Source organism: Cupriavidus pauculus (assembly GCF_002858765.1).
GTDB classification, from domain to species: Bacteria; Pseudomonadota; Gammaproteobacteria; order Burkholderiales; family Burkholderiaceae; genus Cupriavidus; species Cupriavidus pauculus_B.
Genome location: NZ_PJRP01000001.1, coordinates 840,817 through 867,725, shown reverse-complemented (window position 1 = coordinate 867,725; position 26,909 = coordinate 840,817). Strand labels below are relative to the sequence as shown.

The following is a 26,909-nucleotide window of genomic DNA, read 5'->3' as shown; positions in this document are numbered from 1 at the left end:
TCAGCCCGCCTGCGCCGTCTCGCTGGCCGCGCGCAGGTGGCCAAGCTGCTCTTCGTTGAACGCCTGGTAGTTGCGCTGCCAGGTGGAAGGCTGCGCCACCGGCATCACCTGCACCGCCGTCACCTTGTACTCGGGGCAGTTCGTCGCCCAGTCGGAGTTGTCGGTGGTAATCACATTGGCGCCCGACTCGGGGAAGTGGAAGGTCGTGTAGACCACCCCCGGCTGCATGCGCTGGCTGACGATCGCCCGCAGCACGGTCTCGCCCGCACGGCTCTGCACGCCCACCCAGTCGCCGTCCTTGATGCCACGCTCCTCGGCGTCGTGCGGATGGATCTCCAGCCGGTCCTCGTCGTGCCAGTTCACGTTGTGTGTGCGCCGTGTCTGGGCGCCCACGTTGTACTGCGACAGGATGCGGCCCGTGGTCAGCAGCAGCGGATACTTCTGCGTCACCTTCTCGTCGGTCGGCACGTACTTGGTGATGATGAACTTGCCCTTGCCGCGCACGAAGCCATCGACGTGCATGGTCGGCGTGCCGTGCGGCGCCTCGGCGTTGCACGGCCATTGCACGCTGCCCAGTTCGTCGAGCTTCTGGTAGCTGACGCCCGAGAACGTCGGCGTCAGGCGCGCGATCTCGTCCATGATCTCGGACGGATGCTTGTACTCCATCGGATAGCCCAGGGCCTTCGACAGCAGCAGCGTCACTTCCCAGTCCGAGTACCCCGCCTGCGCCGGCATCACCTTGCGCACGCGCGAGATACGGCGCTCGGCGTTGGTGAACGTGCCGTCCTTTTCCAGGAACGACGAACCCGGCAGGAACACGTGCGCGTACTTGGCCGTCTCGTTCAGGAAGATGTCCTGCACGACGATGCATTCCATCGACGACAGTGCCTCGGCCACGTGCTGGGTGTTCGGATCGGACTGGACGATGTCCTCGCCCTGGCAGTACAGGCCCTTGAACGTGCCGGTCAGCGCGGCCTCGAACATGTTCGGGATGCGCAGACCCGGTTCCGGGTTGATGCCCACGCCCCACGCGGCCTCGAAGGCGGTGCGCACGGTGGAATCCGACACATGGCGATAGCCCGGCAGTTCGTGCGGGAACGATCCCATGTCGCACGATCCCTGCACGTTGTTCTGGCCGCGCAGCGGGTTCACGCCCACGCCTTCGCGGCCGACGTTGCCGGTGGCCATGGCCAGGTTGGCGATGCCCATCACGGTCGTGGAGCCCTGCGCGTGTTCCGTCACGCCCAGGCCGTAGTAGATGGCCGCATTGCCGCCGGTGGCGTAGAGGCGCGCAGCACCGCGCAGCGTTTCGGCCGGCACGCCGGTGGAAGCCTCGAGCGCCTCCGGCGAATTCTCGGGCAGCGCCACAAAGTCGCGCCACTGCTGGAACGCACGGTCTTCGCAACGCTCGGCGATGAACTGCTCGGCCAGCAGGCCCTCGGTGACGATCACGTGCGCCATCGACGTCACCAGGGCGACGTTGGTGCCCGGGCGCAGCTGCAGGTGATAGTCGGCACGGATGTGCGGCGAATCCACCAGATCGATCTGGCGCGGATCGACGACGATCAGCTTGGCACCCGCCCGCAGGCGACGCTTCATGCGCGAGCCGAACACCGGATGGCCGTCGGTCGGGTTGGCGCCGATCACCATGATCACGTCGGACTTGGCCACCGAGCGGAACGTCTGCGTGCCCGCCGACTCACCCAGCGTAGTCTTCAGGCCATAGCCGGTCGGGGAATGGCAAACCCGCGCGCAGGTATCGACGTTGTTGTTGCCGAAAGCGGCGCGCACCAGCTTCTGCACCAGGTAGCCTTCCTCGTTGGTGCAGCGCGACGACACGATGCCGCCGATCGAATCGGTGCCATGGTCGGCCTGGATGCGCTTGAACTCCGACGCGGCGTAGCCGATGGCTTCTTCCCACGACACCTCGCGCCACGGATCGGTGATCTTCGCGCGGATCATCGGCTTTAGGATGCGGTCGGTGTGCGTGGCGTAGCCCCAGGCAAAGCGGCCCTTCACGCAGGCGTGGCCCTCGTTGGCGGCGCCGTCCTTGTGGGGGACCATGCGCACCACCTCGTTGCCCTTCATCTCGGCCTTGAACGAGCAGCCCACACCGCAGTACGCGCACGTGGTCACCACGTTGTGCGACGGCTGGCCAAGCTGGATCACCGAGGTCTCGGTCAGCGTGGCGGTCGGGCAGGCCTGCACGCAGGCGCCGCACGACACGCAGTCCGATTCCATGAACGGCTGGCTGGTACCGGCCGACACGCGCGAATCAAAACCGCGGCCGCTGATGGTCAGTGCAAAGGTGCCCTGCGTTTCCTCGCAGGCGCGCACGCAGCGGTTGCAGACGATGCACTTCGACGGGTCGTACGTGAAGTACGGGTTCGACTCGTCCTTCTTCATGTGCGTATGCGTGGCGATCGGGGCGGCGCCACCGGCGCCGTCTGCGTAACGCACTTCGCGCAGGCCCACCACGCCGGCCATGTCCTGCAGTTCGCAGTTGCCGTTGGTCGGGCAGGTCAGGCAGTCCAGCGGGTGATCGGAGATATAGAGCTCCATCACGCCGCGGCGCAGTTCGCCGAGCTTGCCGCTCTGCGTGCGCACCTTCATGCCAGGTTCCACGGGGGTGGTACACGAGGCCGGATAGCCGCGCCGGCCTTCGATCTCCACCAGGCACAGCCGGCAGGAGCCGAACGGTTCCAGCGAATCGGTGGCGCAGAGCTTGGGCACGCCAATGCCGGCTTCGGCAGAGGCACGCATGACAGAGGTGCCGGCCGGCACGGAAACGGATACCCCATCGATCTCCAGCGTGACCAGCGTGTCGGAATCAATGGCGGGGGTGCCGTAGTCGAAATCGTCGCGAGCGTTCAAGGGATGTCTCCCGTAATGCACTGCTTTGTGTGGATGCGCGCGCCCCTGAGGGGCACGTCGTTCTTAAATGCGGTTCAGGCGGCGCGGGCCGGCTTGGCCGACAACCCGAAGTCTTCGGGGAATTCGTTGAGCGCGGACAGCACCGGATACGGCGTCATGCCGCCCATCGCGCACAGCGAACCCGAAAGCATCGTGTCGCACAGGTCGCGCACCAGCGCCACATGCTTCACGGGCTGGTCGCCCGCGATGATGCGGTCGATCACCTCGACGCCACGCGTCGAACCGATCCGGCAGGGTGTGCATTTGCCGCACGACTCGATGGCGCAGAACTCCATGGCGTAGCGCGCCATCTTTGCCATGTCCACGGTCTCGTCGAACACGACGATGCCGCCGTGGCCCACCACCGCGCCAAACGCGGCATAGGCCTCGTAGTCGAGCGGCGCATCGAAGCGCGACTCGGGCAAGTAGGCGCCCAGCGGGCCGCCCACCTGCACCGCGCGGATGGCACGGCCGCTGCGTGTGCCGCCGCCGAAATCGAACATCAGCTCGCGCAGCGTCACGCCGAACGCCTTTTCCACCAGGCCGCCCTGCTTGATATTGCCGGCCAGCTGGAACGGCAGCGTGCCGCGCGACCGGCCCATGCCAAAGTCCTGGTAGAACTTGGCGCCGCGCGCCAGGATCACCGGCACGGTGGCCAGCGAGATCACGTTGTTGATGACGGTGGGCTGGCCGAACAGGCCCTTCAGCGCCGGCAGCGGCGGCTTGGCGCGTACCACGCCCCGCTTGCCCTCCAGGCTTTCCAGCAGCGCGGTTTCTTCGCCGCACACGTAGGCGCCAGCGCCCTTGCGTACTTCCAGCGTGAATCGCTTGCCGCTGCCGCGGATGTTGTCGCCCAGCCAGCCTGCCTGCGTGGCGGTGGCGATGGCGGCCTCGGTGGCGGCAATCGCGTGCGGGTATTCGGAACGCGTATAGATGTAGCCGGACTCGGCGCCCACGGCCAGGCCGGCAATCGTCATGCCCTCGATCAGCATGAACGGGTCGTCTTCCATGACCATGCGGTCGGAGAACGTGCCCGAATCGCCTTCGTCAGCGTTGCAGACGATGTACTTGACCGGCGACTGGGCGGCCAACACGGTCTTCCACTTGATGCCGGTGGGGAATGCCGCACCGCCCCGGCCGCGCAGGCCGGAGTCGAGCACTTCCTGCACGATCTGCTCGGGCGCCATGGTCAGCGCGCGCGTCAAGCCGGCAAAGCCCTCGTGGGCGATGTAGTCGTCGAGCGAAAGCGGATCGGTAATACCCACGCGGGCGAAGGTCAGACGCTCCTGCTGCTTCAGGAACGGCATCTCGTCGGTCAGCCCCAGTGCCAGCGCATGCTGGCCGCCCGTCAGGAAACCGGCGTCGAACAGCGCGGCAACGTCGTCTTCCGTCACCGGGCCGTACGCCGTGCGTCCGGCAGCGGTCTGCACCTCCACCAGCGGTTCCAGCCAGAACATGCCGCGCGAGCCGTTGCGCACGATGCGTACATCGGCGCCGCGCCGTGCGGCTTCGGCCGCGATGGCCTGCGCCACCTCGTCGGCACCCAACGCCAGCGCGGTGGAGTCGCGCGGAACGAAGATGGTAGTGGTCATGCGCGGGCCTCCTCGTCTTCACGTACCGCATCGACGAGCTTGTCGAAGCGTTTGGCATCGACGCGCGCGTGAATGCGGTCGCCGATCATCATCGACGGGCCGGTGGCACACTGCCCCAGGCAGTAGACCGGCTCCAGCGTGTACTGGCCGTCGGCCGTGGTCTCGTGAAAATCGCAGCCGAGCTTGCGGCACGCGTGTTCGGCCAGTGCATCGGCGCCCACCGACTGGCACGCTTCGGCGCGACACACCTGCACGACATGGCGCCCGGCCGGCTGCTCGCGGAAATGGTGATAGAACGTGATGACGCCATGCACTTCGGCACGCGACAGGTTCAGCGCCTTGGCGATGACTGGCACGGCATCGGCTGGGATATAGCCCTGGGTGTCCTGGATCTCGTGCAGAATCGGCAGCAGCGCGCCAGGCATGTCACGTCTGGCCGCGACAATGCGCGCAATATCGGCGGAATTCGTCCGGCCATTACCGGCTGGCGCCGTGGGGATGGCGGTGTCTGGCATGCTGTCTCCATTTTGTTCTGTCGGTTCCGAAATCGGCTTTTTTATTCATATTCCGGAACATCACAACGGGCTTTTTGGCCTCTTTATGCGACTATAGAACCGTGTTTTGCACCGTTCAATATGCTATTTTCCGCATATGCTACGCATTTCGATCCTTCCGCACCTTCAGATCCGGGACGACGCCTCCCCAGGACCCGCGCCAGCATTGGATGTATCGCGCCTGGTGGCCCTGCTGGGGCTGATCGAATCCACGGGAAATATCGCCCAGTCGGCCGAGGCCATGGCGTTGTCATACCGCTACGCCTGGGGCATCTTGCGTGATGCCGAGACGCTTTTTGGCGGCGCGCTGATCGCCAAGACGCGGGGCCGAGGGTCTACCCTGACGCCGCTGGCGCAACAGCTGGTGTGGGCCAGCAAGCGCATTGCCGCGCGCCTGTCGCCCACGCTCGACAGCCTGGCGTCCGAACTCGAGATCGAACTCAAGAAGCTGATGGCGGCCACCGACCCGGCCGTACGCATCCACGCCAGCCATGGCTTCGCCGTGGCCGCGCTGCGCGATTTCCTGGATGAACAGAAGGTGCGCCACGACCTCAAGTACTGCGGCAGTCTGGAAGCCGCCGCCGCGCTATCCGAGGGCGCCTGCGACGTGGCCGGCTTCCACGTGCCCATCGGCGAGTTCGAGGAAGAAACGCTGCGTGGCTTCTCGCGCTGGCTGCACCCCGAAAAGCATTGCCTGATTCACCTGGCCACGCGCCAGCAGGGGCTGTTCGTCCGGCCCGGCAATCCGCTGAACATCCTCTCGCTGGAAGACCTGACGCGCTCAGACGTGCGCTTCGTCAACCGGCAACTCGGTTCCGGCACCCGCCTGCTGCTGGACCTGATGCTGGCGCGGCGCGGCATCGACAGCAGCCGCATCGAAGGCTTCAGCAACGGCGAATTCACGCACGCGGCTGTGGCGGCCTATATCGGCAGCGGCATGGCGGACGTGGGCTTCGGCGTGGAAACGGCGGCCCGGCGCTTCAACCTGGAATTCGTGCCGGTGCTCAAGGAACGCTACTTCTTCGCCCTGGAATCGGACGCCCTGCACAGCCCGGCGCTGCAGGGCGCGGTATCGGCCATGAAGAGCGGCAGCTTTCGCGAACGCGTCAACGCGCTGCCCGGCTACGACGGTGAACTGACCGGCACAGTGCAGACGTTCGCCCAGGCGTTTCCGGGGGTGGTTTTGTAGCGGACAAGGGTTGCCGCGGGCAGGCACCAACAGAAAGGGCCCCGCACTCGGGGCCCTTTTTCCTTCTGCGTGGCGCGAATCAGCCCCAGTTCAATACACCACCACCGACAGCGCGACGCCGGCCGGCAGGCGTACCTTGTCGGTGTACACGCCATCGCTGGCGCTGCGCGGGACGATGTAGCTGCCGTAGGCCTGGAGCATCGACGGCGCGGTGGCTGGCAGTTTGCGCAGCGTGGTGTAGGTGGTGCCGGACGGGTCGATGGCCGGCAGCGTGTAGGTGCCATCGGACCACTGCGGGTAGCCGAAGCCAAGTGGCGTGCGCGCCATCGGCATGTTGCTGTTCGTGGTGACGCGCCAGTTCACCAGGGCCTGATTGAAGGTCCAGCCAGCGCCCTCTATCGCCTTGCTGAGCACCGCCTTGGACCCCACCTGCTTGCGGGTCAGCAGGTCGCGGAAGAAACCTGCGCCAAGCTGGCGGTTCAGGAAGCCGCCGAAGCTGCCGGACACGGCATAGCTCTCGCACGACACACCGAAGCCAGTGAACGTGGTCAGGTTGCAGTTGTCATCGCTGTAGCGGTAGTAGTCCGGCAGGCGGACGTCACGGATCGGGTTGTAGTTCGAGACGATGACGCCGCTCAGGAAGTCTTCCATCTGCATCGCCGTCATTTCCTCCAGCCACGTGTCGTAGGCAAACTCGGCGCCCATGCTCACCTGACGGCGGTAGAAGTTCTGCATGTGGGTGCCTTCGTGCGCCATCGTGACCTTGACGGATCGCAAGCCGTCGGGGCCGCCCAGCGACAGCGTTTCGCTGTCCAGGTACAGCGAGATCGACTCGTTGCTGTTCGCTTCCTTGGTCTTCAGGAAGTTGTGCAGGCCCCAGAAGTAACCGACCGTGCCGTAGGGCTTGGCGTCGCGGTTGAAGTTCAGCACGACGATGTCCACGGGTATGCCGGCCGGCAGCATCGACGTACCGAACGCATTGGCACCCCAGACCGGCCCGCCCACATTGAGCAGGCGATCGTAGACCATGCGGCTGCCGGCAAACGCGCTGGCCAGTTCAAGCACGGTTGCATCGGGCACATTGAGGGCTTCCGCGGTCTCCACCCAGACGTTGACGATGGTGCCATCGCTGGCGGTCATCTGCTTGCGCAGGGTGGCGGGGCGCTGCGTGCCATCTGTGTGATACCAGTTGCGGGTGGCGCCTTCGCCCAGACCCCGAGTGCCGATTGACACGGCCAGCGGCGCCGGCACGCCCAGCGTGTTCTGCATCGGATCGCCCGACGTGCCCGTGGCAGCGGCCCAGCCCTTGCGGTTGTATTCGCCGATGGCGCGCTGCGTGGCTTCGTCCGCGGATGCCTGGGTCAGCGCCTGGGGCGCGATCATCTCCGCGGCCACCTGCGACGACGGCGCGCCGGGCATGGCCACTGCGGCATCGCCCAGATTGGACAGTTGCAGCCAGATCGACTTGCCTGCCACACCCGAGATGGCGTACTGCACGTCGACCGCGTCGGCATAGACGTTCGGTGTGCCCCAGATCCCGGCAACGGTGCCGGCGTAGGTGCTGCCCGTGGTGGCACCGCAGGCGCTGCATGACTGGCTCAGCTCGGTCACCTGCTGGGGTTGCGCGGCCGTGGTGGCCTGCGCCGGAGCGGCGCTGCCGCCGCCATCACCGCCTCCGCCGCCACAGGCGGCCAGAAGCAGGGCGGCCAAGGCCGCAAGACCGGTCAACCCGGTAGGAAAACGATGACGCGTGCCGGCACGCGAGGTCATGCGACGCATGGATGACTCCGAAGCTAAGCGGTCTCGGGGCCGGGCGCGCACAACGCGCCCATGCCGAGTGGTCACCCAATAACGACGCGGAAAGCACCGGATTTAGTGCCGTGACATCACTTTTCGCCGATGCTTTTTGCCGACGGCGGATTCAATCCGTCGATACATACGCAGGCGGCCTGCGTTCGGCGGGAAGGGGGCGGCGCGGCATTGTGCCTCCATCGCCACACACGAGATCGTGGACTGGCGCCTCGGCCCCTTCTGATCCCCCTGCGCTCAATAGATCTCGGGGATGATCATGTTGTCCGGCACCGGCTGGCGGACATAGTCGGCATGCCGTTCGCGCTCGGGCAGCACGATGGACGTCTGCGACGGCTCCACATACGGCATCTGCTGCAGCAGGTGGTGGATGCAGTTCAGCCGGGCGCGCTTCTTGTCCACGGCCTGCACCACCCACCACGGCGCCTCGGCGATATGCGTGCGCTCCAGCATGATCTCCTTGGCGCGCGTGTAATCTTCCCAACGGCGACGCGACTCCAGATCCATCGGGCTCAGCTTCCATTGCTTGAGCGGGTCGTGGATGCGGCTCAGAAAGCGCATGTGCTGCTCGTCGTCGGTGATCGAGAACCAGTACTTGATCACCTGGATACCCGAACGCACCAGCATCCGCTCGAACTCGGGCACGGAACGGAAGAATTCCTCGTACTGCTCGTCGTTGCAGAACCCCATCACATGTTCCACGCCGGCGCGGTTGTACCAGCTGCGGTCGAACAGCACCATTTCACCGGCAGCGGGCAGATGCGACACATACCGCTGAAAGTACCACTGGGTGCGCTCGCGGTCGTTCGGCGCCGGCAGTGCGGCCACACGGCAGACGCGCGGATTCAGCCGTTGCGTGATCCGCTTGATCACGCCGCCCTTGCCGGCCGCGTCGCGCCCCTCGAACAGGATCACCACCTTGTGGCCCGTGGCCACCACCCAGCTCTGCAGCTTCACCAGTTCGCCCTGCAGGCGGAACAGCTCCCGGAAGTACAGATGGCGCTCGGCGCGCTCGGCTTCGTCGCCGTTGAGATTGCTGTTGTCGCCGGGGCCGCCCGCCTCGCCTGCCAGCACCCGCTGCACCAGCAAAGGGTCGCGGTCTTCCAGCTCCAGCTCGAGCTCTTCGTCGTAGTAGTCCGCCACCTCGCGGTGAATGCGCCGGATCAGGGCTTCGTCGTTGTAGTCCATGGCTTTCCTCCATTGCGCGCGCCGAACGGCGGGCGCCTTGGTGAACGATCGTACGCTTGTCGCATGACAATTCGATGAACTGTCATAGAGCATCATGCATCACATCATGCCGCTTTCCTGCTTGCGGAACGCCCAGCGCCCGGCCAGCACCGTGAAGCTGGCCACCAGCACCACCAGCACCCAGAAACCGTGCGGATGCTCGGCCAGCGGAATCCCGCCCACGTTCATGCCGAAGAAGCCGGCCACAATATTGATCGGCAGCGCCAGCACCGTGACCAGCGTCAGGGTGAACAGCGTGCGGTTGGTCTGTTCGTTGAGCTTGGCGGCGATCTCTTCCTGCAGCAGCTTGATGCGTTCCACCAGCGCGGCCAGGTCATTGAGCACCAACGAGAATTCTTCGGTCGATTCGCGCAATGCCTGCAAATCGGTTTCCAGCAGCCACGCCGGCGGGCGGTTCAGTAGCCGGAACAGCGCGCCGGGCTCGGGCGCCAGCAGCCGCTGCAGGCGCACCAGGCCACGCCGCATGGCGCCAAGGTCCGCCCGGTTCGACTGCAACCGCTGCGACAGCAGCTGGTCTTCGATCTGGTCCACGCTGACACCGGTTTCGCGCACGATCTGTACCAGCACGTCGGCCTGATCCTGCAGCAGGTGCACCACCAGGTTCAGCGGCGACTGGAACATCTCGCCACGCCGCACGGCTGCGCGCAGGCGGTCCACGGACCGCAGCGGGCGGGCGCGCGCGGTCACCACCAGCCGGTGGTCGGCATGCGCCCAGAGTGTGGAAATATCGGTCGAGGCCACGCCGAAGTTGTAGATCACGTCGTTGACCACGGCCAGCAGCGCGGCGTCCTGGCGTTCGATACGGGTCGAATGGGAACCCTGCCGCAGCGCCTCGAAGAAGTCGTCGGGCAAGCCAAGCTGACCACGCATCCAGCGCTCGCACGCGCTGTGCGACAGATTGAAGTGCAGCCAGACAAACGGGCGCTCGGCCTGCTCCACCGTCTCGTCCGGGCCTGCCGCCGGATGCTCGCGAAGCCAGGCGGCGGCGGCGTTGGAATCGATCTCGCGCCCCGGCCGCCCCGGTTCAAACAGGAAACCGCTGACCAGACCGACCGGGTCGGAACCATAGCCGGCTTCGACAATGCCCGATTGCATGCAAACTCCATTCACGTTGCCTCGCGTGACGTTAGCACGCCGCCATGACGATCGGTGCTGCGCCGCACCGCTGTACCCGCCCGCAACACCTGTTCCGTTCTGGAACACCTGCGCCACCCGACTTGGACCGGCGCCGGCCGCCATCCCGCATGGCTGCGTCAGGCGCTGCCCCGGCACGGCGCTTGCAGTCGGTTGCCGCGTGCCAGTCGGCACAACCGCAGACATTCCAACAAGCATCCGATCGACAAGTGGAGCGAGACATGAACATGGCCGAAATTGCCCAGCTGGGCGTGCCCTACCCGTTCAAGGAGCAGTACGACAACTATATTGGCGGCGCCTGGGTGCCGCCGGCCGACGGCCAGTACTTCGAGGCCGTCACGCCGCTCACCGGCAAACCGTTCACGCGCGTGCCGCGCTCGAACGAAAAGGACGTGGAAGCCGCGCTCGACGCGGCCCATCGCGCCCGCGCGGCGTGGGGGCGCACGTCCACGGCCGAGCGCGCGAACCTGCTGAACCGCATCGCCGACCGCATCGAGGCCAACCTCACGCTGCTGGCCGTGGCCGAGACCATCGACAACGGCAAGCCCGTGCGCGAGACCTCCGCCGCCGACCTGCCGCTGGCCGTCGACCACTTCCGCTACTTCGCGGGCTGCATCCGCGCGCAGGAAGGCTCCATCTCGGAAATCGACCACGACACCATCGCCTATCACTTCCACGAGCCGCTCGGCGTGGTGGGCCAGATCATTCCGTGGAACTTCCCGCTGCTGATGGCCGTATGGAAGCTGGCCCCGGCGCTGGCCGCCGGCAACTGCGTTGTGCTCAAGCCCGCCGAGCAGACGCCGGCCTCGATCCTGGTGCTGATGGAACTGCTGCACGACCTGCTGCCCCCGGGCGTGATCAATGTCGTCAACGGCTTTGGCGTGGAAGCAGGCAAGCCACTGGCGTCGAGCCCGCGCATCGCCAAGATCGCCTTTACTGGCGAAACGACGACGGGCCGGCTGATCATGCAGTACGCGTCGCAGAACCTGATCCCGGTGACGCTGGAACTGGGCGGCAAGTCGCCGAACATCTTCTTCGAGGATGTGATGGCTGCCGACGACGCCTACTTCGACAAGGCGCTGGAAGGCTTTGCCATGTTTGCGCTGAACCAGGGCGAGGTCTGCACCTGCCCGTCGCGCGTGCTGATCCAGGAATCGATCTACAAGGCGTTCATGGCACGCGCGGTCAAGCGCGTGGAGGCGATCCGCCAAGGGCATCCGCTGGACAAGTCGACGATGATCGGCGCGCAGGCGTCGGAAGAGCAGTTGCAGAAGATCCTGGCGTACATCGACATCGGCAAGCAGGAAGGTGCCCGCGTGCTGACCGGCGGCGAGCGCAACGCGCTGGGCGGAGACCTGGCGGGCGGCTACTACGTCAAGCCGACGATCTTCGAGGGCCACAACAAGATGCGCATCTTCCAGGAGGAAATCTTCGGGCCGGTGGTCTCGGTCACGACCTTCAAGGACGAGGAGGAAGCGCTGGCGATTGCCAACGACACGCTCTACGGCCTGGGCGCGGGGGTATGGACCCGCGACGGCGCGCGCACGTTCCGCATGGGCCGGGGCATCGAGGCTGGCCGCGTGTGGATCAACTGCTACCACGCCTACCCTGCCCATGCCGCGTTCGGCGGCTACAAGCAGTCGGGCGTGGGCCGCGAGAACCATCGCATGATGCTGGACCACTACCAGCAGACCAAGAACCTGCTGGTCAGCTACAACCCGAATCCGCTCGGATTCTTCTGACCCGCCAGGCCGCCCGGCTGTGCCGGGCCTAACCGGCGCTAGCGCCGCCGGTAGATGGTATTGCGCGACACGCCAAGCTCGCGCGCCGCGGCACTGACATTGCCGCCGTGGCGCGCCAGCGCATCGCGAATGCGCGCGGCTTCCCAGTCGCGCATGCAGCCTGTGGCCGCTTCGGCATCGCCCTTGGCCCAGGCGGCCGGTACGGTCTGAGGGGTCGGCATTGCCGTCGGCACGGCAAAGTCCTCCGGCAGGTGTTCGACGTCGATCCGCGCCTCGCCTTCGGCCATCAGCGCGGCGGTACGCAGCACGCTGGCCAGCTCGCGCAGGTTGCCCGGCCACGCGTGCCGTCGCAGTATCGCCAGGGCCTGGGCCGAGATCGCCTGCGGCCCGTGTTCGCATTCATCCTCCAGGATGCGCCGCACCAGAGCATCGAAATCGCTGCGCCCGGCCAGCGGTGGCAAGGTCACGGCCAGCCCGTGGATGCGGTAGTAGAGATCCTCTCGGAACGTGCCGTCGGCCATCTGCGCGCGCAGGTCGCGGTGCGTGGCGCAGACGATGCGGATATCGACCGGCGTGCTGTGCGTGCCGCCCAGCGCCGTCACCGCGCGCTCCTGCAGCACGCGCACCAGCCTCACCTGCTGCGCCAGCGGCATGTCGCCGATCTCGTCCAGGAACAGCGTGCCGCCGTGTGCCTGCGCGATCTTGCCGGCATGGCCACGTCGCCGCGCCCCCGTGAACGCGCCCTCTTCGTAGCCGAACAACTCGGCCTCGATCAGCGTCTCGGGGATTGCCGCGCAGTTGACGGCCACGAATGGTCCGATGGCCCGTGGCGAATCGGCATGCACGGCCCGCGCCAGCCATTCCTTGCCGGACCCGGTACGGCCCAGGATCAGCAGCGGGATATCGCGCCCGCGCAGACGCGCCACACGCTGCAGCACGGCGGCCATGCCGGCATCGCCGGTATCCAGGCGGGCCAGCGCCGACGACGGCTGCACCGCCGGCTGGGGCACGCTCATAGGGGCGGCAGCTTCCGCGCGATTCGACAACCGCGCGTAGATCCGCACGCCGCTCGGCAGCGCCAGGTCGCGCAGCAGCGTGTCGGCGGTGCCGGACGGCGGCATCGGCAGGGCGAACAGCTCTGTGAAGGTGGCGCCGGCCAGCACGTCGGCGCTCATGCCAAGCTGGAACCACCCGCTGCGATTGGCCGCCAGGAACGTGCCATCGGACGCAAACGCGACCATCCCCTCGAACAGCGTGCCGACCAGTTCCGGCCGGCTGTGAAAGCGCACCAGCAGCGCATCGGGAAATTGCGCGGCGAAGAGCTGGTTCTCGATGGTCTGCGCGGACATGCGCACCAGCGCCATCGTGTGCGGATGAAAGCCACGCGGATCGCCGCTGACGTCGAGCGCGCCCAGCCAGTCACCCATCGGGTTGGCAATCGGCGTACAGGAACAGGTGAGCTGGCGGTTGGCGTGCAGGAAGTGCTCGTCGCCATGGATGATCGCGGAACGCCCCTCCGCCAGCGCGGTGCCGATGGCGTTGGTGCCCTTGCTGGACTCGGACCATGACACGCCGGGCGCCAGCGCCACATCGCGCGCACGCGCGGCAAAGCCGCTGCCATCGCCGTCGCCCACGCTATGCAGGATCACGCCGCCGCTGTCGCTAAGTAGCACCAGGCTGTCGGTGCCGGCCACCTGCCGGTACAGCCCTTCCATCACGGGCAGCGCCAGGCGGTACAGCGCGCGGTTGCCGTCGACGCGTTCGCCCAGCGCGCGGCGGCTCAGCGGGTGATAGTCGGGAACTTGCGCGGCGTCGAGCCCGAAGCCGGCCGAGCGTCCGTGTGCGCGGCGCAGCAGTTCGCTGCGGTCGGTCGCGTCATCGTGTCCGGCGGCAAGCACGTCGGCCTGCAGGGCATCCTGGAATGTCAGCGCATTGCGCATCGGCGGTCTCCTGGCTGGTGCTCTCGCCACGATCAACGCCAGGGCGGAGCCTCTCTGCCGGGGACCTTATCACAGCCCGCTGCGCGAGGCGGCCAACTTCTTGTAGAACGCGGCCCGGCTGATGCCGATGCGCGCGGCAGCTTCTGCGACGCGTCCGCCACACGCGTCCAGCGCCTGGGCCAGGAACGCCGCCTCGAACTGCGCCATGGCCGCCGCATAGGTCTGCGCGGGCGCTGTCGGCAGCGGCATCGGCGCTGCAGCCGCCAGCGGTATCTCGGCCGCTGGCACCGGCGATTCGTCCGCTGGCGTGGCGGCCTCCGCCGATGGCGGCGGGCTGGCGCGCCGCGCGCCCAGCAGCGGCGCCAGCGTGGCGGCGTCCACCGAATCCTCGTCGCACAGCATCACCACGCGCTCCAGTACGTTGCGCAGTTCGCGCACGTTACCGGGCCAGTCGTAGTCGCTCAGCAGTTGCAGCGCGTCGTCGCGCAACCCCATCGGATGGCGCTCGGCCTTGATGCTCAGTTCCTCGATGATGGCGTAGACCAGCGGCAGCAGATCGGTCCGGCGCTCGCGCAGCGAGGGCAGTTCGATCGACAGCACATTGAGCCGGTAGTAGAGATCGGCGCGGAAGCGTCCTTCGGCCACCAGTGCGGGCAGGTCCGCGGAAGTGGCCGCGATGATCCGCACGTCGCTGCGCACGATGCGGTTCGAGCCCAGCGGCTCGAATTCCCGATCCTGCAGTGCGCGCAGCAGCTTGCTTTGCAGCGCCAGCGGCATATCGCCGATTTCGTCCAGGAACAGCGTGCCGCCATCGGCCAGCTCGAACTTGCCCACCCGGCCCTTGCGGTCGACGCCGGTATAGGCGCCCGGCGCGGCACCGAAGAACTCCACTTCCAGCAATGTGTCGGGGATGGCCGCCACGTTGACGGTGACCAGCGGCCGCTCGGCACGCGCCGAACCCGCGTGGATGCCATGCGCCAGCAGTTCCTTGCCCGTGCCCGTTTCGCCCAGCAACAGCACCGGCGAATCCGCCAGCGCAGCCCGCCGGGCCTGGCGCTTGACCTCCTGGGCCGCCGGGCTGGCGCCAACGAAACTGGCGAACGTGTATTTGGCCCGGCGCGCGTGATCGAGCGAACGGCGCGCCGCCGCCAGTTCGGCCTGGGCGCGCGAGTAGTGGGCAAAGATCGGCGTCAGCGCCTTGAGTTCATCGAACAGCGCGAACCCCACCCCACCGATGGTGCGACCGCTGTCGTCCTTGATCGGAAGGCGCGTGACGATCATCGGCTCGCGGTCGGTTTCGAGCAGGTCCAGCAGGATCGGCTTGCCCGTGGTGACCACCTCGCGCATCAGGCTGTTCGGAATCACCTGCTCGCAGTCGAGCCCAATGGCGTCCTGCGGATTGGTGAACCCGAAGCGCGCCGCATAGCGCTTGTTGATCCAGACCACGCGGGCAAACTCGTCCACCACGAACGTGCCTTCGCTGAAATTTTCAAAGGTGCGGAACAGCGATTCCATGCCGCGTCGCGCCACATAGTCGTAGTCGAACAGCAGGGCGCCACCTGGATCGGCGATCTTGTGCATGGCTGCGGGTCTTTTGGGGTTGTCTCGATTTGTAGACGCGCAGTGTCTCATAACAAAGACTTCAACGCCGTGCGCATCGCTTGCCTTGTCTCAATGAAGAGACAAGGCAAGGCAGACTACACTATTTGCGCCTTATTCTTAACTTTTGAATGTGGCACGGAGCCTGCTAATGAAGCGGTCCCTTGTCATCTGCGCAAGGGACCATCGCATTACACGGCACCGGGGCGCCCTGCCCCGGCTCGACCGCATTCAAGAACAAGTAATGGAGACCTCATGTCTTTTGTCATAGTGCTCGCCGCACTGGCCTTTCTCATGTTTGCCGCCTATCGCGGCTACAGCGTGATCCTCTTCGCGCCGCTGGCTGCGCTGGGCGCGGTGCTGCTAACCGATCCGTCGGCCGTGGCGCCGGTGTTTTCCGGCATCTTCATGGAGAAGATGGTCGGCTTCGTCAAGCTCTACTTCCCGGTATTCATGCTCGGTGCCGTGTTCGGCAAGGTCATCGAGCTGTCGGGCTTCTCCGAATCGATCGTGGCCGCGGCCATCCGCTACATCGGCCGCTCGCGTGCCAATGCCGTGATCGTGGCGGTCTGCGCGCTGCTGACGTACGGCGGCGTGTCGCTGTTCGTGGTGGTGTTCGCGGTCTACCCGTTCGCCGCCGAGCTCTACCGCCAGAGCAACATCCCCAAGCGCCTGATGCCGGGCGCTATCGCGCTGGGCGCGTTCTCGTTCACGATGGATTCGCTGCCGGGCACGCCGCAGATCCAGAACATCATCCCGACCACGTTCTTCAAGACCACGTCGTGGGCCGCGCCAGCGCTGGGCGTGGCGGGTTCGCTGTTCATCATCATCGTCGGCCTGTCGTACCTGGAATGGCGCCGCCGCGGCGCCGCGGCACGTGGCGAGGGCTACGGCACGAACCTGCTGAACGAACCGCAACGCGTGGAAGGCGGCAAGCTGCCGCCGCCGCTGCTGGCCATCCTGCCGCTGGTGGTGGTGGGCGTGTCCAACTTCTGGCTGACGCGCATGATTCCGCTCTGGTACGGCCAGGCCAACAGCGTGTCGCTGCCGGGCCTGCCCAAGCCGGTGGAAACCAAGATTGCCAGCGTGACCGCCATCTGGGCCGTGGAAGGCGCCCTGCTGCTGGGCATCGTCATCGTGCTGGTGACCGCGTTCGGCGCCGTCAAGTCGCGCTTTGCCGAGGGCACCAAGAGCGCCGTGTCGGGCGCGCTGCTGGCGTCGATGAACACGGCGTCGGAATACGGCTTTGGTGGCGTGATCGCCGCGCTGCCGGGCTTCCTCGTGGTCAGCGACGCCCTGCACAGCATTCCGAATCCGCTGGTCAACGCGGCCGTGTCGGTCAGCACGCTGGCCGGCATCACCGGCTCCGCATCGGGCGGCATGAGCATCGCGCTGGCCGCCATGTCCGACGTGTTCATCCAGGGCGCGCAGGCCGCGCAGATTCCGCTGGAAGTGCTGCATCGCGTGGTGTCGATGGCCAGCGGCGGCATGGACACGCTGCCCCACAACGGCGCCGTGATCACGCTGCTGGCCGTGACCGGCCTGACACACCGTGAGTCGTACCGCGACATCTTCGCCATCACGCTGATCAAGACGCTGGCCGTCTTCTTCGTGATCTTCGTCTTCTACACGACCGGCCTGGTCTGACCCCACCCAAGGAAGCATCATGGTCAATCTGCATGGCAAGACCGCGCTGGTCACCGGATCCACGAGCGGCATCGGGCTGGGTATTGCGCAGGCACTGGCGCAGGCCGGCGCCAGTATCGTGCTCAATGGCTTTGGCGACGTCGAGGCCGCTCTGGCAAGCCTCCGCACGATGGGTGTCGAGGTGATTCACCATCCCGCCGACATGCGGCGCCCCGACGAGATCGAAGCCATGTTCGCGCTGGCGACCGAGCGTTTCGGCGGCGTCGACGTGCTGGTCAACAATGCCGGCATCCAGCATGTGTCGCCCGTGGAAGACTTCCCGGTGCAGAAGTGGGATGACATCCTGGCGATCAACCTGACGTCGGCCTTCCATACGTCGCGCCTGGCGCTGCCGGGCATGCGCGCCGCCAACTGGGGCCGCATCGTCAACATCGCCTCGGTGCATGGGCTGGTGGGCTCCGCCGGCAAGTCGGCGTATGTGGCCGCCAAGCACGGGCTGGTCGGCCTGACCAAGGTGACCGCACTGGAAACGGCCGCCACCGGCATCACCTGCAACGCGATCTGTCCCGGCTTCGTGCTGACGCCGCTGGTGGCCGCCCAGATCGACGCGATTGCCCAGCGCGACGCCATCACCACCGACGCCGCGCAGGCCCGCCTGCTGTCGGACAAGCAGCCCTCCGGGCAATTCGTCACGCCCGAGCAGCTGGGCAACCTGGTGCTGATGCTGTGCTCGCCGTTCGGCGATCAGGTGCGCGGTGCGGCCTGGGCGATGGATGGCGGCTGGACGGCGCAATAGACGTCTTCAGGCCCCGCCCGCTCCTCTCGCCAGATCGATGGCCCCGGCACCCGCCGGGGCCATTTTTTCGCATATTCGTCGGCCAGCTTGTATGCTTTGGGCGTCAGTTTCCACCGTCGGCCGTTAGCCTGCGCGGGCTGCGGCAAACGCTTCCCGGCCGGAATGCAACCCCCCCACTTTCATGGCACGCCAAAAATCGACCTGCGAACGCTGGTTCTGGGCCTGACGCTGACGGCAAGCGTGGTCACGCTGGCCAACTGCCTGTATGCGGCGTACCAGATCGAGCGGTAAACGCTCGTGGAGCGATCGCTGGAAGCCAATGGGCCTATAGGGCACGCGTTGCGTCCTCGATTGACGGGTTCCTGCGCGAGACACAGTTTCGGTTCCAGCACGCCGGCGAACGGCTTGCCGATCACTTCGACGACCCTGGAGCCCGCCGGGACGCAGTGGAGCGTCTGGATTCGCTGGGCCGGGATTTCGACGCCGTCGCGGTCGTCAATGCCGACGGTCGCATCGTCGCCGCCCTGCCCGAGGCACAGCACCTTCAGGACCGCATGGTGGAGTCACCGGAACAGATCGACGCGGTCCGGGGGCGCAAGCCGATGGTCAGTAGCGCGTATTAGTCGATTGCCGGCAACCTGGTGATCTTCGTCTCGGCGCCGATCTTCGACCGCCATGGCACCTATCTCGGACTGATCGGCGGATCGATCCATCTGCTGAAGGACGGCCGGCTTCATGAGCTGATGAGCAACCATTTCTTCCTCACCGCTTCCGAAGTCTATGTGGTCGATGGCCGGCACCAGTTGCTGTTTCATCCGGTCAAGGCGCGGATCGCTACCGTCGCGGGGGCCAATCCGGCCACGGAGCATGCGCTGGGCGCAGGGCACGGCAGCGTCGAGATGGCGGTCGCCGATGGCCGCGCGATGCTGGCGGGCTATGCCAACATCCCCACCGCGCACTGGGCCATCGTGAGCCAGCAGTCGTTGAGCTCGGTGCTGGCTCCGCTCGACACACTGATGAACCGGATCATTGTCGCCAGCGCGCCGGTTGCAGTGATCGGCTTCGTGCTGGTCTGGATGCTGACGCGATACATTGCCAGGCCGCTGCGGCAACTGGCCGACAGCACCACGGCCACTGGCCTGATCGAAAGCATCGGCTCCGTGGCACAGGTCAACGCCGGGTACTTCGAGGCCAGCCATCTGAAGCAAGCGCTGCCGCACGGCATCGACCTGGCCAGGATGCAAGTGACCGGGCTTGAAATCGCGTCGCAGACAGACCCGCTGACCGGCCTGCTCAATCGTCGCGCGCTCGAAGCCAGGATGGCGACCTTGGAGGCCAGCGGCCGGCAGGTGGCCGTGATTGCGCTCGACATCGACCACTTCAAGCGGGTCAACGACAGCTTCGGCCATGATATTGGCGACGTGGTGCTGCAGCGGCTGGCGGACATGATGCGCCAGGCATCCCGCGCCACCGACCTGGCGTTTCGGGTGGGCGGCGAGGAATTCCTGATGCTGCTGCCCGACATGCACACCGGGTCAGCAGGCGACGCTGCGGAGCGCCTGCGACGGCTTGTCGAACAGACCACCATCGAGCCGGTCGGTCACATCACGATTTCGCTTGGCGTCACCACCTGGCCGCACGACGCCGCGTCGCTGGCCGAAGCCCTGAAAGACGCCGACACGCTGATGTACCAGGCCAAGCAGGCCGGTCGGAACCGCACGGTCATTGTCGGGCAAGCGGCGGCATAGGGCTGTGCCGTCAGTGCGCAACCATCGGCTGGGCCATCGCGCCCAGGCTGACGCGCGCTGCCAGGGCGGCAGGCGGCGCGGTCAGCGGCGCCGAAATATAGGCGGTCTCGGGATCGCGCCGCAGGTCCAGGTCGACCGCCATCTTCACTAGGTCTGCAAACGTGCGGGCAGCCATCTTGCGCATGGCGCGGCTGCGGTGGATCTTGATCGTGACCTCGCTGATACCGATCTCGCCGGCGATCTGCTTGTTCATCAGCCCCGACACGGCCATCGTCATCACCTCGCGCTCGCGGCCGCTCAGTGTCGCAAAGCGCGCCCGCAGGCTGTCACCACATTGCAGCGCGTGCCGCTTGGAGCGGTCCACGGCAATCGCCCCGGTCACGGCGTCGAGAAAGTCCTGGTCGCGGAACGGCTTGGCCAGGAAATCGAGCGCGCCGGCCTTCATGGCGCGCACGGTCATCTCGATATCGCCGTGGCCGGTGATGAACACCACCGGCAGGCACACGCCGCGCCGGATCATCTCGCGATGGACTTCCAGGCCGTTGGCACCGCGCAGCCGCACGTCCATCACCACGCAGCCCGGCACCGGCTCGAGTGGCGTCTCCAGGAACGCGTCGGCCGACAGGAACGAACGTGCCCGCAGGCCAACCGAGCGCAGCAGATCGGCCAGTGCGTCGTTCATGTCCACATCGTCGTCGACGATGTAGACCACGGGTTCGACGGCGTCGCGGCTGCGGCTGGGCTTCGATGTCATGGCGATCACGATGGACTCCGGTAACTCTGCAGGAAGGGCCTTGGGGCACCGCGCGCCGGGCCGGTGCGACGGTATGACTGGAAGTCTAGATAACCTGCCATGACGCAACAAGACGCCGGCGGAGGAAGCCGCGTTTCCGCTTACGCACCAATCGGCGGGCTATGCAGGCAACAAAAAAGGCCGACGCCCCCGGAGGTGGAAGGCGTCGGCCAACGGGACCGAACAACGATCAATACGCGTTACGCGTAGCTGATATTAGGATCGCCGGCGGCCAGTGCCTGGGCACGCTCAGGTGCGGGCGGATAGATCCACTGGGTGTTGATCAGGAGCTTGCGTTCCTTGCCGGCGGCGTGCGTCAGCTTGACCTCGCGGTCCCAGCCTTCGGTGTACACCGCGCCCCATGCGCCGAGGTCGAGACAGGTCGCATAGAACGGCTGCCGGTATTCCAGCGTGGGCAGGCCCAGCAGATCGGCCGCCACGTTGTGGCCGGCAAAACGGCCCATGAACAGCGCATGCTGGCACGACATCAGCGAGTAGTGGCCTTCGCCGTCGGTCAGCGCGCGCACCACGTCGCCGGCGCCGAAGATGTCCTTCGCACCGAGCACGCGCAGATCGCCCGTCACCTCCAGGCGGCCCTGCCGATCCACCTGCGGCCCGATCTGCGCCGTCAGCGCGCTGGCCACCATGCCGCCCGTCCAGATCACGGTGCTGGCGTCGATCCGCTCGCCGGTGCCGGTCACCACACCATTGGCGTCGAACGACACGACACCGCCACCCACGCGCGTCTCGATACCCAGGTGCTCCAGCGCTTCGAGAATCTGCGGACGGGGGCCGGGGCCGAGATCGGGGCCGATGGCGTCAGCACGCTCCACCACCACGATGCGCGGGCACATGGCGTCGCCAAAGACCACGCGCAGCCGATCCGGCAGCTCGGTGGCAACTTCCAGCCCGGTGAAGCCACCGCCCACCACCACGAACGTATTGCGGGCAGCCGTATCCGGCTTCGATACCAGCCCTTCCAGGTGCTGGCGCAGCTTCACGGCCTCGTCGATCTGGTCCACCGCAAAGGCATGCTCGGCCAGGCCAGGCAGCGGCGGGCGGAACAGGCGGCTGCCGCTGGTCAGCACCAGGCGGTCGTAGTTCACCGACTTTTCGCCGCAAGCAGCCATGACGATATCGACGCTGCGATCGCCCGGATGGATGCGTTCGACCATGCCTTCGATGAACTTCACGCCCACCGCGTCGAGCAGCGGCTGGAACGGCACGGCCATCTGCTCGGGGTGGGCTTCATGCAGGCGCGGACGTACATGCAGCGCTGGCTGGGGCGACACCAGCGTGATTTCCACGTCCGATGCGGCAGCGCCTTGCTGGTCGACGACGCGCGCCGCGCCCAGGGCTGTCCACAGTCCGGCGAATCCGCCGCCGACAATCAGGATGTTTCGCTTCATTGGATGACCTCACTTCTTCAGTTGCAAAGGACGAACGCCACCTGCCGCCTGGCAGGCAGGCGTCGGGAGATCGCGGCGGGGGAAATGGTGAAACGAAGGCGCGGCAGGTGCGCGGGGCTGCGAGCGACGCGCTGCCTGCCGGCCCGATGGCGCGGGCTACTTCACCGGCGTCAGGATCGGCGCGCCCTGGTTCTTGATCAGGAACACGATGAACTTGGCCGGCTTGGTCTTGCTGGCGTTGCGCCCGACGGTATGGATGTCGTCGGGCCCTTCGTGAAACGTCTGGCCCGGCTTGAGCGTGACTTCCTTGCCGCCCTTCACGCCCATGATGATGGTGCCCTCAAGGACGTAGATGAAGCCGTGTGCGTCGTGGCGATGCACGGGGTCATAGCCGCCCGGCGGGTACTCCACCATGATCATCTGCACTTCCTTGCCCGGATACTCGGGCAGCGCCTCGGTGGTCAGCGGCGTGACCTTCACCTCGGGTGCCGCGGCAAAGACCGGCGGCGCCAGCAGCGCGCACGAGGCGGCCAGCATGGCCGCGATGGAAAGGACGCGTCTCATCGCCTTACTCCAGCCCGGCCTTGTCGAGGCCGAACATCTTGTCGGCCGAGCCCGGCACCATCTGGAATGCCACATTGAGTCGGTTCCACGCGTTGATCGCGCCGACCTGGAACGTCAGGTCAGACAGTTCCTTCTCCGAGAACTGGGTGCGCACGCGCTCGAACACATCGTCGGGCACGCCATGGGCGGGAATCTGGGTCAGCACTTCGGTCCAGGCCAGCGCGGCACGCTCGCGCGGCGAGAACAGCGTCGACTCGCGCCAGATGGCCACGTGATGCAGGCGCAGTTCGCGCTCGCCGTGGATCTTGGCCTGCTTGACATGCATATCGACGCAGAACGCGCAGCCGTTGAGCTGCGACGCGCGGATCTCCACCAGCTCGCGGATGTGCTGCTCGATCGTGGTCTTCTGGAACAGCGTACCGAGTTCGACGAGCTTTTTCGTCAGTTCGGGCGATTGCTGGAAGTAGTTCAAACGTTGTGACATGTGTCTCTCCTGCGGATCCAAGGGGGGATTGCGCTCGCCAGACCCACCGCAACGCGCGGCGCCACGGGAACGGCTTGGTATTCATCGTAGTGGGCGGTCCGCCGTGCCGGTAGTACCGCCAAGGTGCCCAGTCTGTTGTCGCACCGGCACCAATCGCGCGCCGCCCGGCACGGCGGGCGGCGCGCGTCGATCAGTCGATCACGCTCACGATGCTGTGAATGCCCTCGCGGGCCATCTTCGCGTATGGGCACAGCCGCTCGGTGTTACGCACCAGTTCCTCGGCCACATGCCGCTCCACACCGGGCATGCGGATGCGGACCTCGGCAATCAGCGCGTAACCGCCGTCAACGGGATCGCGGCCGAACGCGACTTCGACCGCCACGGTGGCGTGGGTCATGTCCACCTGTGCGCGCTTGGCCAGCAGGCTCAGCGCGCCGTGAAAGCAGGCGGCATAGCCCGCAGCGAACAGTTGTTCGGGATTGGTGCCGCTGCCAGGGCCGCCCATGGCCGCCGGCAACCGCAGGTCGAGGATGAGATTGCCATCGTCGGACCTGACGATGCCGGATGCGCGGCCATGCGCGGCCTCGCCCCCGGTCACCGTGACGGTTGTCGTGTACAGCGCGGTGAAGCCCTGGCCCCGGTACCTGTCGAGCAGTGTCAATGGCGGAGGCTGCAACCTCTCGTTATCCATGTCGTCGTCTCCGGATTATTTTTGCAGCTGCTGACGATTCCAGTCCTCGAAGCGAATGTGTCCCAGGCGCGCGTTGCCTTCGGGCACGAGCGTGCCTTCCTGCAGATCGGCGCCAAAGTAGCGTGCGGTGGGATCGGCCACGACCGTGCGCGTGTCGCCGGTGGCCTGCAGATAGCGTTGCACGAGGTCGCTCATGCGGAAGCGCTCGGGGCCGGCAATGTCGACCATGCCGTTGATGGGCGCGGCCAGTGCGGCGTCGGCCACCGCATCCGCCACGTCGTCCGACGCGATGGGCTGGATCAGCGCCGGGGTCAGGCTGATCGTTTCCGCCTGCCCTGCCGACTGGGCAATGCCGCCCAGAAACTCCAGGAACTGTGTCGAACGCACGATCGTGTACGGAATGCCGGCTTGGCGGATCAACGCTTCCTGGGCGATCTTGGCCCGGAAGTAGCCGCTTTGCACGAGCTTGTCGGTGCCTACCACGGACAGCGCCACGTGGTGCGCCACGCCGGCTTCCTTCTCGGCGGCTGCCAGATTGCGGCCCGAGGTCTCGAAGAAGTGCAGCACCGCCTGGTCTTCAAACGATGGCGAATTGGCCACGTCCACCACGACCTGCGCACCTGCCAGCGCCTGCGCCAGGCCTTCGCCCGTCAGCGCATTGACGCCGGTGCCCGGCGACGCGGCCAGTACGTCGTGCCCCTGCGCGGCCAGCCGCGCCACCACCTTCTTGCCGATCAGGCCGGTACCACCTACGACCACAATTTTCATGATGCATCTCCATGTTTGGGAGTGGAACTGGGTCCACGTGCCTTGCATGCTAGATGCACCAGGGGAGGGTCACCAGACCGGCGCCGGGCCCACGGTGTTTCCTGATTTGCACCAATCGGATCGAAGCGGATATCGGGGGTGGATCGGGGCGATCCTAGCGGTTGACCTTGAGCCGGTACTCGCTGGGCGACAGCCCGAAATGGCGCTGGAACGTCACGCGCATCCGGTCCTCGGTGCCGAAACCGCACTCGTGGGCAATCACGTCGATGGGCCGGCCCGGGTCCTGCAACTGCCGCCGCGCCGCTTCCAGCCTGAAGTGCTCCACGCCCTTGGCCGGCGTGCGGCCGGTCTTTTCCTTGTAGACGCGCGCGAAATTGCGCGGACTCATGCCAACGTACTCGGCCAGTTGTTCGACCGACAGTTCCTGCGTTGCCAGATTCTGCACGATCCACAAGTGCAGGGACTCGAACACCGGCACCTGCCGGCTCTGGGAGATCAGGATCTCGCTCAACTGCGGCTGCGCCCCGGGCCGCTTCATGTAGACCGCCAGTTCCTTGGCGGCATTGAGTGCAACCTCGTGGCCATAGTCAGCTTCGACCATGGCCAGCGCCAGGTCGATGCCGGTGGTGACGCCGGCCGATGTCCACAGGTTCTGCTGCCGTACGAAGATCGCGTCGGGATCCAGTTCCACCGTGGGGAACAACTCGCGAAAGCGGTCGAGCATGGCCCAGTGCGTGGTCGCGCGCTTGCCATTGAGCAGGCCCGCGAACGCCAGCAGGAAGGCGCCGCTGCACACGGATGCCATGCGGCGGATCTTGCCCGACGCGTTGGCCAGCCAGTCGAGCAGCGCGGTCTCGTTCTTGGCGACTTCCAGGATGGTGGGCGACCCCGGCACGATCACGGTGTCGACCACCCGCAGGTCGAACGACGCCAGCGACACCGAATCCACCGTGGTGCCCTCCACCGTCGCGACCATCCCGCCGGTGAAGCTGGTCGTGTGGCAGCGATAGCCGGCCAAGCCGCGCGCACGCGCGTAATTGGAAGCGGCCCAGAACACGGTCTGAGGCCCAGCAAGGTCAAGCAGGCTGACATCGGGGTAAGCCACGAACAGGATGTTGCGCGGCATGTCTTCAATGTTTCCCGCGGAGGGGGGCGGCTGGTTCTGGAGCATGAGTGGTATTGCGGTGGAGGAGCGATGCTATGCCAATGGGACGATCCCTTGCAAGCGTGCGCACCGGCTGTGACACGGGGCGCAGGCGGCCCAGCTGTTGCACGACCGGCACACCCTGCAGGATGCGCGTAAGCGTTGGCAAGGGGGTCATCGTTCGTCTCCTCCCGGATGTCGCGGGCTCGGTGTCACGGCTGGGAGCCTCGCACTACGCCCGGGCACCCCGCGGCGGATCGGTCTTGCGGGTGTCGTGGCGGCAAGGCAAGTTGGTCGCGAGTCTAGTGACGGCGCGGGCCCGTCACAAGCCAGCGCCGCGCGCGACGCTGTTTCCACATTTGCACCAATCGTGGATGACTTTTTCGTGACGTGCCGGGAACGGCTGGCAGTCTGGCAGAAAAAACGGGAACGCTGTCATTTACCGTCTATTAAGCGCTTATTAACATCAAGTCGAGGTCGGCCAAGGGGTGAGCAGCGGTGCCGGCGGTCAAATCGACAGCGAGAAAAACATGACTGAAGCAGTTCGCGTCGCCGTGGTGTTCCACGACGGCCACGGGCACACGCGCCGGCAGGCAGAAGCCGTTCACGCCGGCGCCGGCAGCGTGATGGGCGTACGGAGCACGCTGGTTCCGGTGGAGGACATCCACGCACACTGGGACCAGCTCGACACCGTCGACGCCATCATCTTCGGCGCGCCCACGCACATGGGCAGCGCCTCGGCACCCTTCAAGGCATTCATGGATGCTTCCGAGCAGGCCGTGTTGGCGCGGGGCGCCTGGAAAGACAAGGTTGCCGCCGGCTTCACCAACGCGGCGGCACGCTCGGGCGACAAGCTCAACACGCTGCAGCAACTGGCCATCTTCGCGGCCCAGCTGGGCATGCATTGGGTCAATCTCGGCCTGCCGCCCGGCCACGATAGTTCCACGTCGACCGAGAACAGCATGAACCGGCACGGCTACTTTCTTGGCGCGGCCGCCCAGTGCGACGCCGATGCCGGGGTCGACAACGGCACCACGCCGGCCGACCTGAAGACGTCGGCCTATCTGGGCGCACGCGTGGCCCGCGTGGCGCTGCAGCTGTCCGCCGGACGCGCGGAACTGGCCAAGACCACGATGACCGCGTAG

Annotated in this window: 23 protein-coding genes; 8 read left to right on the top strand and 15 right to left on the bottom strand. The window is 66.3% G+C overall.

Going from position 1 to position 26,909, the window contains the following annotated elements; translation table 11 throughout:
• From fdhF to CYJ10_RS03925, 3 genes are all read right to left on the bottom strand, one after another.
• Entirely contained in the window at positions 1–2,874 is a 2,874-nt protein-coding gene (gene fdhF, locus CYJ10_RS03935) for a formate dehydrogenase subunit alpha (protein WP_101680222.1), read from the bottom strand.
• A gap of 74 nt (positions 2,875–2,948) precedes the next feature.
• The gene (locus tag CYJ10_RS03930; protein ID WP_101680221.1) at positions 2,949–4,505 is read right to left on the bottom strand and encodes a formate dehydrogenase beta subunit; all 1,557 of its coding nucleotides are present in this window, start codon (positions 4,503–4,505) and stop codon (positions 2,949–2,951) included.
• The gene (locus CYJ10_RS03925; protein WP_101680220.1) at positions 4,502–5,020 is read right to left on the bottom strand and encodes a formate dehydrogenase subunit gamma; all 519 of its coding nucleotides are present in this window, start codon (positions 5,018–5,020) and stop codon (positions 4,502–4,504) included. Before CYJ10_RS03925 ends, CYJ10_RS03930 begins: the two co-directional genes overlap by 4 nt.
• Positions 5,021–5,156: 136 nt before the next feature.
• On the opposite strand from CYJ10_RS03925, the gene CYJ10_RS03920 reads away from it, so the two are divergent.
• Positions 5,157–6,248, top strand: coding sequence for a substrate-binding domain-containing protein (locus tag CYJ10_RS03920; protein ID WP_101680219.1), 1,092 nt, complete (start codon positions 5,157–5,159; stop codon positions 6,246–6,248).
• A gap of 90 nt (positions 6,249–6,338) precedes the next feature.
• Here CYJ10_RS03920 and CYJ10_RS03915 read toward each other — a convergent pair whose 3' ends face one another.
• The 3 genes from CYJ10_RS03915 to CYJ10_RS03905 all read right to left on the bottom strand — a co-directional run bounded on the left by CYJ10_RS03915 (position 6,339) and on the right by CYJ10_RS03905 (position 10,400).
• Positions 6,339–8,027 (bottom strand): M30 family zinc metallopeptidase, encoded by a 1,689-nt coding sequence (locus CYJ10_RS03915; RefSeq protein WP_101680218.1) that lies wholly within the window; start codon positions 8,025–8,027, stop codon positions 6,339–6,341.
• A gap of 267 nt (positions 8,028–8,294) precedes the next feature.
• Positions 8,295–9,245 (bottom strand): polyphosphate kinase 2, encoded by a 951-nt coding sequence (gene ppk2 / locus CYJ10_RS03910; protein WP_101680217.1) that lies wholly within the window; start codon positions 9,243–9,245, stop codon positions 8,295–8,297.
• A gap of 99 nt (positions 9,246–9,344) precedes the next feature.
• Positions 9,345–10,400: a transporter gene (locus CYJ10_RS03905; RefSeq protein ID WP_101680216.1), complete on the bottom strand. Its 1,056-nt coding sequence runs from the start codon at positions 10,398–10,400 to the stop codon at positions 9,345–9,347.
• A gap of 260 nt (positions 10,401–10,660) precedes the next feature.
• Here CYJ10_RS03905 and adh point away from each other — a divergent pair, with 260 nt between their 5' ends.
• Positions 10,661–12,181: an aldehyde dehydrogenase gene (gene adh / locus CYJ10_RS03900; protein ID WP_101680215.1), complete on the top strand. Its 1,521-nt coding sequence runs from the start codon at positions 10,661–10,663 to the stop codon at positions 12,179–12,181.
• Between the two features lie 38 nt (positions 12,182–12,219).
• On the opposite strand, the gene CYJ10_RS03895 is transcribed toward adh, so the two are convergent.
• Positions 12,220–14,121: a sigma-54-dependent Fis family transcriptional regulator gene (locus tag CYJ10_RS03895; protein WP_101680214.1), complete on the bottom strand. Its 1,902-nt coding sequence runs from the start codon at positions 14,119–14,121 to the stop codon at positions 12,220–12,222.
• Positions 14,122–14,190: 69 nt separating this feature from the next.
• Positions 14,191–15,702 (bottom strand): sigma-54 interaction domain-containing protein, encoded by a 1,512-nt coding sequence (locus CYJ10_RS03890; protein ID WP_101680213.1) that lies wholly within the window; start codon positions 15,700–15,702, stop codon positions 14,191–14,193.
• A 273-nt stretch (positions 15,703–15,975) separates the two neighbouring features.
• On the opposite strand from CYJ10_RS03890, the gene CYJ10_RS03885 reads away from it, so the two are divergent.
• The 5 genes from CYJ10_RS03885 to CYJ10_RS03875 all read left to right on the top strand — a co-directional run bounded on the left by CYJ10_RS03885 (position 15,976) and on the right by CYJ10_RS03875 (position 19,911).
• Positions 15,976–17,367, top strand: coding sequence for a GntP family permease (locus CYJ10_RS03885; protein WP_101680212.1), 1,392 nt, complete (start codon positions 15,976–15,978; stop codon positions 17,365–17,367).
• A 19-nt stretch (positions 17,368–17,386) separates the two neighbouring features.
• Entirely contained in the window at positions 17,387–18,163 is a 777-nt protein-coding gene (locus CYJ10_RS03880) for a 3-hydroxybutyrate dehydrogenase (RefSeq protein ID WP_101680211.1), read from the top strand.
• Positions 18,164–18,325: 162 nt separating this feature from the next.
• A complete protein-coding gene (locus CYJ10_RS34550) occupies positions 18,326–18,454 on the top strand; it encodes a hypothetical protein (RefSeq protein ID WP_257992794.1) in 129 nt (42 codons plus the stop codon).
• Positions 18,455–18,609: 155 nt separating this feature from the next.
• The gene (locus tag CYJ10_RS34015) at positions 18,610–18,786 is read left to right on the top strand and encodes a hypothetical protein (protein WP_180862831.1); all 177 of its coding nucleotides are present in this window, start codon (positions 18,610–18,612) and stop codon (positions 18,784–18,786) included.
• A gap of 18 nt (positions 18,787–18,804) precedes the next feature.
• The gene (locus CYJ10_RS03875) at positions 18,805–19,911 is read left to right on the top strand and encodes a GGDEF domain-containing protein (RefSeq protein WP_101680210.1); all 1,107 of its coding nucleotides are present in this window, start codon (positions 18,805–18,807) and stop codon (positions 19,909–19,911) included.
• Positions 19,912–19,921: 10 nt separating this feature from the next.
• Here CYJ10_RS03875 and CYJ10_RS03870 read toward each other — a convergent pair whose 3' ends face one another.
• The 7 genes from CYJ10_RS03870 to CYJ10_RS03840 form a co-directional block, all read right to left on the bottom strand.
• A complete protein-coding gene (locus CYJ10_RS03870; protein ID WP_101680408.1) occupies positions 19,922–20,665 on the bottom strand; it encodes a response regulator transcription factor in 744 nt (247 codons plus the stop codon).
• 239 nt (positions 20,666–20,904) lie between these two features.
• The gene (locus tag CYJ10_RS03865; RefSeq protein ID WP_101680209.1) at positions 20,905–22,113 is read right to left on the bottom strand and encodes an NAD(P)/FAD-dependent oxidoreductase; all 1,209 of its coding nucleotides are present in this window, start codon (positions 22,111–22,113) and stop codon (positions 20,905–20,907) included.
• Between the two features lie 156 nt (positions 22,114–22,269).
• Positions 22,270–22,677: a cupin domain-containing protein gene (locus tag CYJ10_RS03860; protein WP_101680208.1), complete on the bottom strand. Its 408-nt coding sequence runs from the start codon at positions 22,675–22,677 to the stop codon at positions 22,270–22,272.
• A 4-nt stretch (positions 22,678–22,681) separates the two neighbouring features.
• Positions 22,682–23,161 carry a carboxymuconolactone decarboxylase family protein gene (locus CYJ10_RS03855; protein WP_101680207.1) on the bottom strand — a complete coding sequence of 160 codons (480 nt, stop codon included), beginning with the start codon at positions 23,159–23,161 and terminating at the stop codon, positions 22,682–22,684.
• Between the two features lie 190 nt (positions 23,162–23,351).
• A complete protein-coding gene (locus tag CYJ10_RS03850; RefSeq protein WP_101680206.1) occupies positions 23,352–23,852 on the bottom strand; it encodes an Ohr family peroxiredoxin in 501 nt (166 codons plus the stop codon).
• Between the two features lie 15 nt (positions 23,853–23,867).
• Positions 23,868–24,620 (bottom strand): SDR family oxidoreductase, encoded by a 753-nt coding sequence (locus CYJ10_RS03845; RefSeq protein WP_101680205.1) that lies wholly within the window; start codon positions 24,618–24,620, stop codon positions 23,868–23,870.
• 154 nt (positions 24,621–24,774) lie between these two features.
• On the bottom strand, positions 24,775–25,746 hold the full coding sequence (locus tag CYJ10_RS03840) for a GlxA family transcriptional regulator (RefSeq protein WP_257992775.1): 972 nt from the start codon (positions 25,744–25,746) through the stop codon (positions 24,775–24,777).
• A 548-nt stretch (positions 25,747–26,294) separates the two neighbouring features.
• On the opposite strand from CYJ10_RS03840, the gene CYJ10_RS03835 reads away from it, so the two are divergent.
• On the top strand, positions 26,295–26,909 hold the full coding sequence (locus CYJ10_RS03835) for a flavodoxin family protein (protein ID WP_101680203.1): 615 nt from the start codon (positions 26,295–26,297) through the stop codon (positions 26,907–26,909).